The sequence below is a fragment of the Neorhizobium sp. S3-V5DH genome, from assembly GCF_004343065.1.
In the GTDB taxonomy this organism is placed as follows: Bacteria; Pseudomonadota; Alphaproteobacteria; order Rhizobiales; family Rhizobiaceae; genus Neorhizobium; species Neorhizobium huautlense.
Map to the genome: position 1 here is coordinate 208507 of NZ_SMCL01000003.1, position 13757 is coordinate 222263.

Genomic DNA, 13757 nt, shown 5'->3' on the forward strand with positions numbered 1-13757 from the left:
GTCGCCCCTATATCCCTCTTAAGGCGGCAAAGGTTTCCTTGAACAAGGCATCCGCCCGGTAGAAGACCGGTGGATGGCCGATCGGCGAAGCAACCGTCACTTCTTCCCCACCGGCAAACTCCTCGCCACTCCACACATGCACCCAATCTGCCCCTTCCGGCAGATAAACCAGGCGCTCTTCCTGCGCAGCGTGCCACACCGGCGCCACCAGCAGTTCGGAGCCGTAGAGGTAGGCATCCTGAATCGCATAGGTCTTCGGATCGTGCTCGAAATGCAGGAAGAGAGGCCGCTGCACAGGCAGGCCGCAGGTGGACGCCTCCCGCGACAAGCTCTTCAGATATTTCCCGAGATGAACATAGATCCGCGTCATCCGCGCGAAGTGAGCAAGGACGTCAGGGTCCTGATCGACCTGCACATTGTCGCGCGGCCGGTTCCCCTCATGCGTTCGCATGACCGGCGTGAACGCGGCCATTTCCGCCCAGCGCATGATCAATTCGGGTGTGCGGACATTGCCGAAGAGGCTGGTGTAACCGCCTATGTCGGAATGATGATAGGCGTTCCCCAGCAGCCCCGACGACAGCGCCGCACAAATGACGGTCACCAGTCCATCATGCCGGGAAAAATCCACGGACTGATCCCCGCCCCAAAGCAGCGGACAGTGCCTCTGCACGCCCGTGAAGCCGGCCCGCATGAAGAACAGCGCGTCCCCCGCCCTGCCGCGGCTTTCGACCGCCATGGCATTGACCTCGGCCCACAGCGTCGGCCAGGCATTATGCATCAGCTTGGCATCTATGCCGTTCGCAAGCTCGACGTCGATCGGAAGATATTCGCCGAAGTCGGCCATCCATCCGGACAGTCCATAGTCCAGCATACGCCGACCGATGATTTCCTCGGCAAACCAGTCGGCGGCTTCCGGGTTGGTGAAGTCGACGACGCCACAGTCGAACTCGCCGAAATCGACGATCGCCGTACGGCCGAGCTGGTCCTTGGCGAAATAACCGGCGGCTTCGGCCTCCGGGAAAAGAGATCCGTCGACAGCGAGATAGGGGTTCACATAACCCAGGAACCGGATGCCTTCGTCATTCAGGGCAGCAATGCGTTGCCGCAGATCGGGATAACGTTCCTCGTTGGCCTGCCAGTCCCAGAAAAGGCGTGAGCCGAACGAGGTCTGGCGGATGCCGACCCAATCTTCGCACCAGAGGCCGGAAACCTGCACCCCGGCTTTTCGCATCTTCTCCAGTCGCTCGAAGGAATTGGAGCCATCCTTGAGACCGATGATTGCTCCCTTGTAGACCCAGTCCGGCAACTCCGGCTGCCGGCCAAAACGCAGTGACAGCATGGTCACAAGCTCGGCAAAGGTCGGAGCGCAGTAAAATTCGATCCGCTCCGGCACGGCCCACACCTCAAGCTCGTGAAATGACCGGCGGCGAAAATCGAAGATGGAATAGGCAGTCGTCTCGACATGCAGCGCATATCGGGCAGAGGAGAGATAGGTCGGCTGGGGATAGTTGGTGTTGTAGTAATCTCCCCCGGCCTTGTCCTTGAGATCGGATTTGAACGTGATCTCGCTCGTCTTGTCGCGGCCGACGCCAGGTTCGGAGGTCCAGAGCGGAAAACGGCGCCCACGCATGTCGAAATAGGACATTTGCTCGCCGCCGCCCCAGACATGCTCGTCATGTTCGGCGTGGATGCGGATCCAGAAACGATTGATGCTGTCGTCCAGCGATCGGAAAAAGATCGTGGATCCCTCGATCGTCAGCTCCAGACGCGGCGGCAGGCCCTCAGCCTCCGACAGGCTAATCTTTGAACCATCCACCTCTGCATGCCGTAGCGGGCTGCGTTCGACGATATAATCCTCGACCTCGAAATTGCCGCGATACATATCCATCCGTTCCTGGCCATGCCCGACGAAGACGGACGGGGACGAGGCCGTATGCTGCAGGACCGTGCGGCCGCTCAAAGAGATGGAGAAACCTTCAGATGTCGCGTGGAATTTCATCATTCTGCTAATCAATTGAGATCCCTACCGGAGTCGCGACACGTAACGTGCCACCGAATGATCGAACCAGGTGCGGGAGACCTCGGCCACCGCACCGTCCTGCGCCTGACTGAGCCGCAATACGTGGGGAATCGGGGCGCCGGGTCTTTGCCCGAATGTCGGCGGAGCCCATTCGGGCACCGTGTCGAGATCGATCCTGTCCTCGGCCTTCGAGATCCAAAGACCGAGCCGGGTCCGATAATAGAGGTAGAGGGATTCCGAGAGATCTGCGGCCGTGATCGAGGGCGTATAGGACCCGTCGAGCCAGATCTCTTCCAGGGCCGCCATCTGCCCGGACAGCCGACGAATGCGGCGAATGCGATGTCCTTCCGGCGAAAAGCCGAATTTCGGCAATATCCCCGGTTTGTCGAGCCGAGTCACATCCAGCACTTCCGCCGTCGGCAATCCGCCGCCCTGGATGAGCTCCAGTCGGAACATCGCATAGACACTTCTCGGATCGCTCACCGCCCGGACGTAGTTGCCGGATCCCTGCACCCGCTCGAGGAGCCCCCGCGCCTGAAGCTCCGCCAGCGCCTTGCGCAGCGTCCCGACCGCAATGCCGAGCTGCGTGGCCATATCCCGCTCCGGCGCAAGCTTCTCGCCGTCGATTAGCCGGCCGGCAGCGATGTCGCGCACGAGCAGCTCGGTGATCTGCAGATAGATAGGCAGACTGCCGGGATGGCTCTCCATGAACTCTTTTCTCCTCCCCGAGAAAAATTGATACATCATTGATCTACATCAAATCGGATGTTATGCAAGTGACAATCGTCAAGGACGGAGGAGCGTTTATGAGTGTTGTGCCGATTACATCGCCGGAGCTCGATGCGGCGGAGGTCTCCTGGTTTTCGGCGCTGTGTTCGGACGACTATGCCTATCTCGGCGTACCCGAGGACAGTCTGAAATCGAGCTGGGAGCATTGCTCGGATATCGTCAAACGAGCGGAAAAACTAGGCTTCCGCAATATCCTCTGCCCCTCCTCCTACCAGGTCGGCCAGGATACGCTGAGCTTCGTCGCGGCCTGTTCGCAGATCACCGAGAAGATCAATCTTCTGGCCGCGATCCGTTGCGGGGAGATGCAGCCGATCATGCTTGCCCGCACCGTGGCCACCCTCGATCACATGCTGAAGGGCCGGCTGACCCTCAACGTCATCAGTTCCGATTTTCCGGGCGAGATCGCTGACAGCGCCTTCCGCTACCGGCGCAGCCATGAGGTGGTGCAGATCCTCCGGCAGGCCTGGACGCGCGAGACAATCGATCACGAAGGCGAGGTGTATCAATTCAAGGGCGTTTCGACCGAACCCGCGCGACCTTACCAACAGAATGGCGGCCCCCTTCTCTATTTCGGAGGCTATTCGCCGGATGCGCTGGAGCTTTGCGGCGCGCAGTGCGACGTCTATCTGATGTGGCCGGAACCCAAGGATCAGATCGCCGAGCGCATGAAGGCTGTCAATGAACGGGCACAGGCGCACGGCCGCACGCTGGATTATGGCCTGCGGGTCCATATGATCGTTCGCGATACCGAACAGGAAGCACGGGAATACGCCGAACATCTGGTCTCGAAGCTGGATGACGAATACGGCCGGCTGATCCGCAGCCGCGCTCATGACAGCATTTCCCTCGGTGTTTCACATCAGGCCCGCACCCGCGAACTCGCGGATAAATTCGGCTATGTGGAGCCGCATCTGTGGACCGGCATCGGCCGGGCACGTTCCGGCTGCGGCGCGGCACTTGTAGGATCCGTCGACCAAGTACTTTCGGAGATTGAGGCTTACCAGAAAATGGGTATCCGCGCCTTCATCTTTTCCGGTTACCCTCATCTCGACGAGGCGGAACATTTCGGCCAGAAGGTGCTGCCGCAGCTAAAGACCTGCTCCCTGCCGCATGCCTATGGTCGCGTGCCGGCAGAGACCCCCGCAACGTCCCTCGGTACAGGAAGACGCCACTGATGGACCGCATTCAACTTTCGCCCGAACTGAAACTGAGCCGCCTCGTCTATGGCACCTGGCGCATCTGTGACGATCCGGACACCTCACCCAAGCATGTCCAGGCGAAGATCGAGGCCTGCCTCGCTAAGGGCATCACCACCATGGACCACGCCGATATCTACGGAGGCTATACGGCCGAGGCGATCTTCGGCGCGGCGCTGAAGGCCTCGCCTTCCCTGCGCGACAAGATCGAAATCGTCACCAAATGCGGCATCGTTGCGCCTGCGGGCCGGCATTCCTCAGTCCGCGGCAAGCATTACGATACCAGTGCCGCACACATCAATGCTTCGGTCGAGGCGTCGCTGCGCGACCTCGCAACCGAACACATCGACCTGCTGCTGATCCACCGTCCCGACCCTTTCATGGATCCGGACGAAACGGGACCGGCGCTCGACGCGCTCGTCGCCTCCGGAAAGGTTCGCGCCGTCGGCGTTTCGAATTTCCGGCCGTGGGACTATTCGCTGCTTCAGTCGTCCATGGAAAACACGCTGGTCACCAACCAGATCGAGATGAGCCTTCTCGCTGCCGAAGCCTTTACCAACGGCGACCTCGCATACCTTCAGGAGCGGATGATTGCGCCCATGGCCTGGTCACCGCTTGGGGGAGGCTCACTCTTCAAGCCGGAAAATGCCGCTTTGATGAAGCTTCTGGAGCGGGTCGCCGGCGAACACGATGTCGATGCAACCGCAGTGGCGCTCGCCTGGCTGCTCGCGCATCCGGCCAATATCCTGCCGGTTCTCGGCACCAACAATATCGCCCGCATCGCGGCGAGCGTAGATGCCATGAAGGTCAAGATCGACCGCCAGACCTGGTTCGAACTCTACACCGCAGCCCTTGGAAAGCAGGTGCCATGATGCCTTCAGCCGACACCATCCAGAGCCTGAAAGAACAGCTCTTCATCCCCAATGCATCGACTGCAAGGCATTATCGCAATGCGCTCGGCACGTTCACGACGGGAGTGACGGTGGTGACGGCAAAGACGCCGAAAGGGCCGATCGGCATGACGGTGAACAGCTTCACCTCCGTGTCGCTCGACCCGCCGCTCGTCCTCTGGTCACCGGCCAAGAGCTCGAGCCGGCATCCGGCCTTCACCGCTGCGGATCATTTCGCGATCCATGTGCTGAGTGCGGAGCAGGATCGCCTAAGCGCCCGCTTCACGCGCGGCGGACTTGGGTTTGACGAGCTGGAGTGGAGCGAAAACAGCGAGGGTGTACCGGTCATTCCCGGCACACTCGCCCGGTTCGAATGCCGGCTCACCTCTATGCACGACGCCGGAGACCACACGCTGCTCATCGGCCTCGTCCTGCGTGCCGCCCATCGCGAAGGCGATCCGCTGTGTTTCTCGCGCGGCATGTTCGGACGTTTTGAGAGCGCGGGCAGCCAGTAGCCGGGAAAAATGTTGACCTCTCTGCGGAGTTGAGCCTAGGCAGGGAAGACGCAATTCCGACAGGCCAATCATGACAATCATCAGACCGGACATCAGCGCCCGCGCCGCGGCAGCGCCCCGCAGCGGCATCGGCGAAATCGTGACCTACGCCCGAGGCCGCGAAAACCTGATGCCGCTCTGGATCGGCGAAGGCGACCTTCCAACGCCCGATTTCATCACCCGCGCAGCCAGCGAAGCGCTTCTCGCCGGAGAAACCTTCTATACCTGGACCCAAGGCATTCCGGCGCTTCGCGAAGCGATCGTCCGCTATTACCAGCGGCACTACGGAGTAACCCTTGCGCTTGACAACATCTATGTCACCGGCTCGGGCATGCAGTCGATCGTGCTTGCGATCCAGACGGTTGCATCTGCCGGCGACGAGATCATCCACCTCTCGCCGGCATGGCCGAATGTGGTGAATGCGATCGGCGTTTCGGAAGCGAAGCCGGTTGCCGTGGAACTGGGCTTTGAGGACGGACGCTGGGTGCTCGACATGGAACGGCTGAAAGCGGCAATCACGCCGAAGACCAGCGCGCTCTTTATCAACTCGCCATCCAATCCGACCGGCTGGACGGCAACCCGCGAGGATTTAAAGGCGGTCCTCGAACTCGCCCGCCAGCACGGCCTCTGGATCATCGCCGACGAAATCTACGGTCTCTATTATTTCAATGGCGCCCGCGCGCCGTCCTTCATGGACGTCATCGAGCCGGAAGACCGGATCATCTTCGCCAATTCCTTCTCGAAGAACTGGTGCATGACCGGCTGGCGCGTCGGTTGGATGGTAGCACCTGCCGAGATCGGCCAGACACTGACCAATCTCATCCAGTATTCGACCTCAGGCGTTGCTCAGTTCATGCAAAAGGGCGCGATTGCTGCACTCGACGAAGGGGACGATTTCGTCCGCACCAATATCGAACGGGCACGCATATCCCGCGATATCCTCTGCGACGCGCTGATCGCCACCAACCGCGTCGAAACCCGTAAGCCGGATGGCGCTCTCTACGCCTTCCTGAAGATCGATGGCGTCACCGACAGCCGCGAAGAGGCGTTCAGGATCGTCGACAAGACGGGCGTCGGCATGGCGCCGGGAACCGCCTTTGGGCCGGGCGGCCAGGGTTTCATGCGCGCATGCTATCTGCGCGATCCGCTGCAGATCGAGGATGCGGCGAACCGGCTGAGCGACTATATCCGTAGCCGATAAGTCGCACTCTCCACCAAATGAGCTGCACCAATCCCACCTCCCCACGAAGGGAAATGGGTCGTCAATCGCCGAAATCCTCGGCCACGGCCACATTCGGGCGACCGCCGGCGATGATCTCGCGCTTGCCGACATGGTTCGCAGGCCCGACCAAACCTTCCTGCTCCATGCGTTCGACCAGGGAGGCGGCGCGGTTATAGCCGATCGACAGGCGCCGCTGGATATAGGAGGTCGAGCACTTCTTGTCCTTCATGACCACCTTGACCGCTTTTTCGTAAAGCTCGTCGCTGTCGTCACCGCCCATGGCGCTCTTATCGAAGACGGCTTCCTGCGAAACGTCCTCTTCTTCCGCCTCGTCCTCATCCTCGGTGACCGTGCCGAGATAATCCGGCCGGCCCTGGGTCTTGAGATGACGCACGACGGATTCCACTTCGGCATCCGACACGAAAGGTCCGTGGACGCGGGAAATCCGACCGCCGCCTGCCATGTGCAGCATGTCGCCCTGGCCGAGCAGGTGCTCGGCGCCCTGCTCGCCTAGGATCGTGCGGCTGTCGATCTTCGAGGTCACCTGGAAGGAGATGCGGGTCGGGAAGTTCGCCTTGATGGTGCCGGTAATGACGTCGACCGAAGGGCGCTGGGTCGCCATGATGAGATGGATGCCGGCGGCACGCGCCATCTGCGCCAACCGCTGGATCGCGCCTTCGATATCTTTCCCGGCCACCATCATCAGATCGGCCATTTCGTCGACGATGACGACGATGTAGGGCATCGGCGACAGATCGAGCTCCTGATCCTCGTAGACGATCTCGCCCGTGCTGCGGTCAAACCCGGTTTGCACGCTGACGGTGATCACCTCACCCTTGTCGCGGGCAAGCGCCGCGCGCTGATTGTAGCCATCGATATTGCGGACACCGAGGCGCGACATCTTGCGATAGCGGTCCTCCATCTCGCGCACCGCCCATTTCAGCGCAAGAACGGCTTTCTTGGGATCGGTAACGACGGGGGTCAGGAGATGCGGGATTCCGTCATAGACGGAAAGCTCGAGCATCTTCGGATCGATCATGATCAGCCGGCACTCTTCCGGGCGCAGCCGGTAGAGGAGCGACAGGATCATGGTGTTGATGGCAACCGATTTGCCCGAGCCGGTGGTGCCGGCGACGAGCAGATGCGGCATCTTGGCAAGCTCGGCGATGACGGGTTCGCCGCCGATGGTCTTGCCGAGGCAGAGCGCCAGCCGATGCTTGGTCTCCCAATAATCCTCGCATTCGATCAGCTCGCGGAAATAGACTGTCTCGCGGGTCGCATTCGGTAGTTCGATGCCGATCACATTACGACCGGGCACAACGGCGACACGCGCCGAAAGCGCCGACATCGACCGGGCGATATCATCCGAGAGGCCGATGACACGGGAAGATTTCACACCCGGCGCGGGCTCGAACTCGTAAAGCGTAACGACCGGGCCCGGCCGCACGTCGATGATCTCCCCGCGAATGCCGAAGTCCTCAAGAACGCTTTCGAGCAGGCCGGCACTCTGCTGCAGGGCATCCGGCTGAAACGCCTGGCCGCGCTCGCCTTGCGGCTCCTGCAGCAGGGAGATCGGTGGGAATTCATATTCCGCCACGGCCGGACGAACAGCCCGCGCACGTGGAAGCTCGGGCTGCGGCACCGCGGCAGCGGTGATAACAGGTACCGGTTGCGGCGGCTCTGCCAGAACGGGAGCCAGGGCCTTCGCGGCCGGCCGCGGAGCAACCTGAACGGGAACCACGGGCTCCGGAACCTTGATCGGCTCCGGCCTCGGAGACGGTGCAACGACGACGGCGCGGGCAGCCGGCTTTCGGGGCACCTCGCGGTAAAGATTGGTCACCGGTTGACCTGGCTGCGCCGCGATTGGCCGCATTTCCGGTTGAAGAGGAACAACCAGTGGTTCGACAGGCGCCGAGCCTTCCAGTTCGAACGGCATCACATCCCAGAATGCAAAGTCGGAAATTGCGATATCCCGCCGGCTTTCGGTAGGTGCCGCCATCACGGGAATTGCCTCTCGGTACGAAATGATCATGGTTTGCTCTTCGGCCGCGGTTCGCCGCATCGTCGCGGCGAGCCTCTGCAGGCCCGCTATTTCCTCGACCGGCACTATCGCCTGTTCAGCGACGGCTTCCGAATCATGGTCGGCGGCGTTGATGAACATCTCCGAGGAAACGGCTTCCGCCTCGCCGCCCGTCTCTGTGACGGCGGACGGGCCGGAAGGCTCGGTACCGAGCGGCCTCCGGTGCAAGACGCTTTCGGGCGTCCGCGTGAAGCGCACGTTCGGCGCAAGCCGAAACGCGGCCTGCCACGGCGCCTGCTCCAGCACGGGCTGGTTGAAATCCTCGAGACTCTTGGGATGGGCGCGCTCCTGCGCGGCATCGCCTTCGGCACCGGATTGGTCGGAACTCTGGGGAAAATTAAGACGTGAAAATTGCATGAGACCCGGACGAGATACGAGGATGGCACATCCTTTCATTAAGTAAAAAATAAAGGTTAACCGCTTCTTTCCAGACTGCCTCGCGACGATGCAATTCAGGCAATTGATGATCACGCTTGCCAAGGTTGCTGCACTGCGGCAACATTATATGAATGCGGGCTCCCGATCTCACCATTCTGGTCATGGACGAAAATGCCATCCGCGCTTCCATCATCGAGGAAGGGCTGCGGGAGGCTGGCCACAGCAATGTGACGGTCATCCATGAGGTTCAGGGCGTCGCCCGGATCATCGAAACCTTGAAGCCGGACGTCATCGTCATCGATATCGAAAACCCCAATCGCGACATGATGGAGCACCTTTTCCAGCTCACCCGCACCGTGAGCAGACCGATCGCCATGTTCGTAGACCGGTCCGATACGGCACTTATCGAGGCGGCGATGGAAGCAGGGGTCTCAGCTTATGTCGTTGACGGGCTGAAGAAGGAGCGCGTCAAATCGATCCTCGACATGGCGGTCAGCCGTTTCAACGCCTTCAGCCGCCTTCAGCGTGAACTGGCCGAAGCGAAATCGGCGCTGGAGGAGCGCAAGGTCATTGAGCGCGCCAAGGGCATTCTGATGAAGATGCGCGGCCTTTCGGAAGAGGAAGCATTCGCGCTGCTTCGCCAGACTGCCATGAATGAAAAAAAGAAGATGTCGGAGATCGCGCAAAGCGTCGTGACCGCCGCCGGACTTTTGATGTGATGTTTTCGCCCAGGAAGATTTCCGGGAGAAAGCCGGAGTGAACATGATGACGAAAATCGGCCAATCCGGAAGCGACCTCCCCACGCCCGCGCGCGTCAATGGCGAAGGTCCGAGAGTTTTGCGCGCCGGCTTCATTCCGCTGGTGGACGCCTCCGTGCTGATCGCCGCCGCCGAATTCGGCTTTGCGCGCAAGGAGGGCGTGACGCTTGACCTGGTGAAGGACGTATCCTGGGCGAATGTGCGCGATCGCCTCGCCTTCCGTCAGTTCGAAATCGCCCACATGCTGTCGCCGATGCCGGTCGCCTCCATGCTGGGGCTCGGCTCGAATCCATCGCCCACCATCACGCCGTTCTCGCTTGGCCAGGGCGGCAATGCCATCACCCTTTCCACCCGCCTTTTCGAACGCATGCGAGAGATTGCGGGGATTGCCGAAAACGCCACCGCTCTCGAAAACGCGGAAGCTTTGGCAAAGGTACTGGAGGTGATGAGAAAACGGGGAGAGCCTTTGCCGACGCTCGGCATGACCTACCCTTTTTCCTCGCACAATTACGAATTTCGCTACTGGCTTGCAGCAGGAGGAATAGATCCGGATCGTGACGTGAAGCTGGTCGTCGTCCCGCCGCCGATGACCTCGGACGCCCTCGCAGCGGGTGCGATCGACGGGTTCTGCGTCGGCGCGCCATGGAATATGGTGGCCTCCGAACGTGGTGTGGGCCGCATCGTCGCTGCCAAGCAGGATATCTGGCCGTCAGCACCGGAAAAAGTGATCGGCATGCGGCCGGACTGGGCCGAAAGCCGGCCAGAGACCGTATCGCGGCTCCTCGTGGCGCTCGATGAGGCAGCCCGCTGGTGCGACCGGCCTGAAAATCACGATGCGCTCGCCGAAGCCCTGGCCAGCCCCCGCTTCATCGCCGCGCCGGTGGATATCATCCGCCACGTTCTTGCGGGGCAATTCAGCCTCGACGCCAAGGGAAACCGCCGGATCATCGAGGACTATTTCACGTTTCATCGCGGCTTTGCGAATTATCCCCGCCCCAGCCACGCCCTCTGGCTCTACAGTCAGATGATCCGCTGGGGTCAGGCAGAGTTCAACGAACGGGGACTTCGCGCGGCGGCAAGCGCCTACCGACCCGACCTTTACCGTGCCGCCTTGGGCACCGGTCCGGCCAATGCCGATATCGGTATCGAAGGCGAACGCGATGGCGATCGCTTCATGGACGGCCATGTCTTCGACCCGTCCAACATCGCCGCCTATATTGAGAATTTCGCTGTCCGCAGCCCTTTGGCAGACAATGCCGAGCGACACGAAATCTGAGAATGCCGCAATCGGTGCACATCGTTTGCGCGCCTTCAATTTAGCAATCGCACAAAAATATTGCAGCACGGCACGCAGCTTCATATTTAAGCTGCGAATTTCATAGCGAAAATATTTCTTTAAATTCAGCGCTCTAGATCCCCACCCGCAAACTGGCACGCCCTTTGCATTGCTTTATCTGCACCGGTCAATGGCGACCGGCGCGGATAGGCGCGGCATAAGCGCTTACACAAGACACCGACGTCGCAAGGTCTTTGCTGTCCGGGATCCTCCCATCCCGTGGACGCAATTTCCGAGCGGCGTTTTTTTGTGCCTAAAACCGGCCAGCAGAGGGAACCTGCGCATGACCAAGATTTTGACGACCGGCATCACACGCCGCTGCATGCTCAAGACGACTGCCACTGCCGCCCTCATCGGCGCAGTCAAGACTGCCTTTCCGTCCGGTGCTTTCGCAGCCGGTGCTGGCCCGGAGGTAACCGGCGTCAAGCTCGGCTTCATCGCGCTCACCGATGCCGCTCCCCTCATCATTGCCAAGGAGAAGGGGCTTTTCGAAAAGCATGGCCTTCCTGATGCGGACGTCTCCAAGCAAGCCTCCTGGGGCGCGACCCGCGACAACCTCGTCCTCGGCGGCGCCGCGAACGGCATCGACGGAGCCCATATCCTTTCGCCGCTTCCCTATCTCATGCACACCGGCAAGGTGACGCAGAACAACAAGCCGGTGCCGATGGCGATCCTCGCTCGCCTGAATCTCGACAGCCAGGGCATTTCGGTCGCCAAGGAATATGCCGATACCGGCGTGCAACTCGATGCCTCCAGGCTGAAGGCTGCCTTCGAAAAGAAGAAGGCCGAGGGCAAGGAAATCAAGGCTGCCATGACCTTCCCGGGCGGCACCCACGACCTCTGGATCCGCTACTGGCTCGCCGCCGGCGGCATCGATCCGAACAAGGACGTATCCACCATCGTCGTGCCGCCGCCGCAGATGGTCGCCAACATGAAGGTCGGCAACATGGACGTCTTCTGTGTGGGCGAGCCATGGAACGAGCAACTCGTGAACCAGGGCATCGGGTTCACGGCCGCCACCACCGGCGAACTCTGGAAGGGGCACCCCGAAAAGGCGCTCGGCCTTCGCGCCGACTGGATCGAAAAGAACCCCAACGCCGGCAAGGCCCTGCTTATGGCCGTCATGGAAGCCCAGCAATGGTGCGACAGCATGGACAACAAGGCGGAAATGGCCGAGATCCTCGGCAAGCGCCAGTGGTTCAACGTTCCCGCGAAGGATGTTCTCGGCCGTCTCCAGGGCGACATCAACTACGGCAACGGCCGCGAGGCCAAGGGCACCGATCTTTACATGAAGTTCTGGAAGGATGGCGCCTCCTATCCGTTCAAGAGCCATGACACCTGGTTCATGGCCGAAAACGCCCGGTGGGGATACTTGCCCGCCGACACCGATATCAAGGCATTGGTAAATCAGGTGAACCGCGAGGATATCTGGCGCGTGGCCGCCAAGGAGCTTGGCGTCGCGGCTGCCGATATCCCCGCCTCGTCCTCGCGCGGCAAGGAAACCTTCTTCGACGGCAAGGTCTTCGACCCGGAAAATCCCTCGGCCTATCTCGACAGCCTTTCGATCAAGGCTGCGTCCTGAACCCCCGCCTCCGGCGCGTGACGGGCGCGCCGGCTTTTTATTCATAAGGAGCGCTGATGTCCGCCCTGGCAAAAAAAGAAAAACTCTCCACGATCGCCTCAGCCAAACCGGCTGGCAAAGTCGTCCCCTTTTCCGGCAGACAGGTCGCCAAGATCGATGTCCGCCGGATGGGGGCGGCCGCCTTGCGTAACGTTGTTCCGCCGGTCGTCGTCCTGGCGCTGATCCTACTCGTCTGGCAGGTACTTTGTTCGTCGCCGCAGGCCTCGCTGCCATCGCCGCATGTCGTCTGGACGGAAGCCTATGACCTGATCGCCTACCCCTTCTTCAACTATGGCTCCCAGGATATCGGATTAGGCTGGCGCGTCCTGGTATCTCTGCAGCGCGTCGCCTACGGCTTTGGGCTTGCCGCAATCGCCGGCGTCATCGTCGGCGCGATCATCGGCCAGTCCGTCTGGGCGATGCGCGGCCTTGACCCGATCTTCCAGGTCCTGCGCACCGTGCCGCCGCTCGCCTGGCTGCCGCTGTCGCTCGCCGCCTTCCAGGACTCAAACCCATCGGCAATCTTCGTAATCTTCATCACCTCGATCTGGCCGGTGATCATCAACACCGCCGTCGGCGTGCGCAATATCCCGCAGGATTATCGCAACGTCGCCCAGGTGCTGCGCCTTAACCAGTTCGAATTTTTCTTCAAGATCATGCTGCCGTCGGCGGCACCCTACATCTTCACCGGCCTGCGCATCGGTGTAGGCCTTTCCTGGCTCGCGATCGTCGCGGCCGAAATGCTGACCGGCGGTGTCGGCATCGGCTTCTTCATCTGGGATGCCTGGAACTCGTCGCGGCTGCCCGACATCATCGTCGCACTCGCCTATATCGGCGTTGTCGGCTTCGCCCTCGACAAGCTGGTTTCCGCGCTCGGCAAGATCATCACCCGCGGCGCTTCGGCAAACTGAGG

The 13757-nt window shown here is 61.1% G+C and carries 11 protein-coding genes; 8 read left to right on the plus strand and 3 right to left on the minus strand.

Going from position 1 to position 13757, the window contains the following annotated elements:
- Window positions 1-7: 7 nt before the first annotated feature.
- Together EDE09_RS07000 and EDE09_RS07005 are read right to left on the minus strand one after the other, a co-directional pair.
- A complete protein-coding gene (locus tag EDE09_RS07000) occupies window positions 8-1999 on the minus strand; it encodes an alpha-glucosidase (protein ID WP_105371388.1) in 1992 nt (663 codons plus the stop codon).
- Window positions 2000-2023: 24 nt separating this feature from the next.
- On the minus strand, window positions 2024-2728 hold the full coding sequence (locus EDE09_RS07005; RefSeq protein WP_105371387.1) for a GntR family transcriptional regulator: 705 nt from the start codon (window positions 2726-2728) through the stop codon (window positions 2024-2026).
- A gap of 98 nt (window positions 2729-2826) precedes the next feature.
- Here EDE09_RS07005 and EDE09_RS07010 point away from each other — a divergent pair, with 98 nt between their 5' ends.
- The 4 genes from EDE09_RS07010 to EDE09_RS07025 all read left to right on the plus strand — a co-directional run bounded on the left by EDE09_RS07010 (window position 2827) and on the right by EDE09_RS07025 (window position 6650).
- Entirely contained in the window at window positions 2827-3984 is a 1158-nt protein-coding gene (locus EDE09_RS07010; protein ID WP_105371386.1) for an LLM class flavin-dependent oxidoreductase, read from the plus strand.
- A complete protein-coding gene (locus tag EDE09_RS07015) occupies window positions 3984-4877 on the plus strand; it encodes an aldo/keto reductase (RefSeq protein ID WP_105371385.1) in 894 nt (297 codons plus the stop codon). The genes EDE09_RS07010 and EDE09_RS07015 overlap by 1 nt, the downstream gene beginning before the upstream one ends.
- Window positions 4877-5410, plus strand: a complete 534-nt coding sequence (locus EDE09_RS07020) for a flavin reductase family protein (protein ID WP_105371569.1) — start codon at window positions 4877-4879, stop codon at window positions 5408-5410. The genes EDE09_RS07015 and EDE09_RS07020 overlap by 1 nt, the downstream gene beginning before the upstream one ends.
- A 70-nt stretch (window positions 5411-5480) precedes the next feature.
- Entirely contained in the window at window positions 5481-6650 is a 1170-nt protein-coding gene (locus tag EDE09_RS07025; protein WP_105371384.1) for a pyridoxal phosphate-dependent aminotransferase, read from the plus strand.
- A 61-nt stretch (window positions 6651-6711) separates the two neighbouring features.
- On the opposite strand, the gene EDE09_RS07030 is transcribed toward EDE09_RS07025, so the two are convergent.
- Window positions 6712-9108, minus strand: coding sequence for a DNA translocase FtsK (locus EDE09_RS07030; protein WP_105371383.1), 2397 nt, complete (start codon window positions 9106-9108; stop codon window positions 6712-6714).
- Between the two features lie 152 nt (window positions 9109-9260).
- On the opposite strand from EDE09_RS07030, the gene EDE09_RS07035 reads away from it, so the two are divergent.
- The 4 genes from EDE09_RS07035 to ntrB all read left to right on the plus strand — a co-directional run bounded on the left by EDE09_RS07035 (window position 9261) and on the right by ntrB (window position 13755).
- Entirely contained in the window at window positions 9261-9848 is a 588-nt protein-coding gene (locus tag EDE09_RS07035; RefSeq protein ID WP_105371382.1) for an ANTAR domain-containing response regulator, read from the plus strand.
- 37 nt (window positions 9849-9885) lie between these two features.
- Complete coding sequence (locus EDE09_RS07040) at window positions 9886-11163, plus strand: CmpA/NrtA family ABC transporter substrate-binding protein (protein ID WP_205839316.1); 1278 nt, start codon at window positions 9886-9888, stop codon at window positions 11161-11163.
- A gap of 343 nt (window positions 11164-11506) precedes the next feature.
- Window positions 11507-12805, plus strand: coding sequence for a CmpA/NrtA family ABC transporter substrate-binding protein (locus EDE09_RS07045; protein ID WP_105371380.1), 1299 nt, complete (start codon window positions 11507-11509; stop codon window positions 12803-12805).
- 56 nt (window positions 12806-12861) lie between these two features.
- A complete protein-coding gene (gene ntrB / locus EDE09_RS07050) occupies window positions 12862-13755 on the plus strand; it encodes a nitrate ABC transporter permease (protein WP_105371379.1) in 894 nt (297 codons plus the stop codon).
- Window positions 13756-13757: the final 2 nt, after the last annotated feature.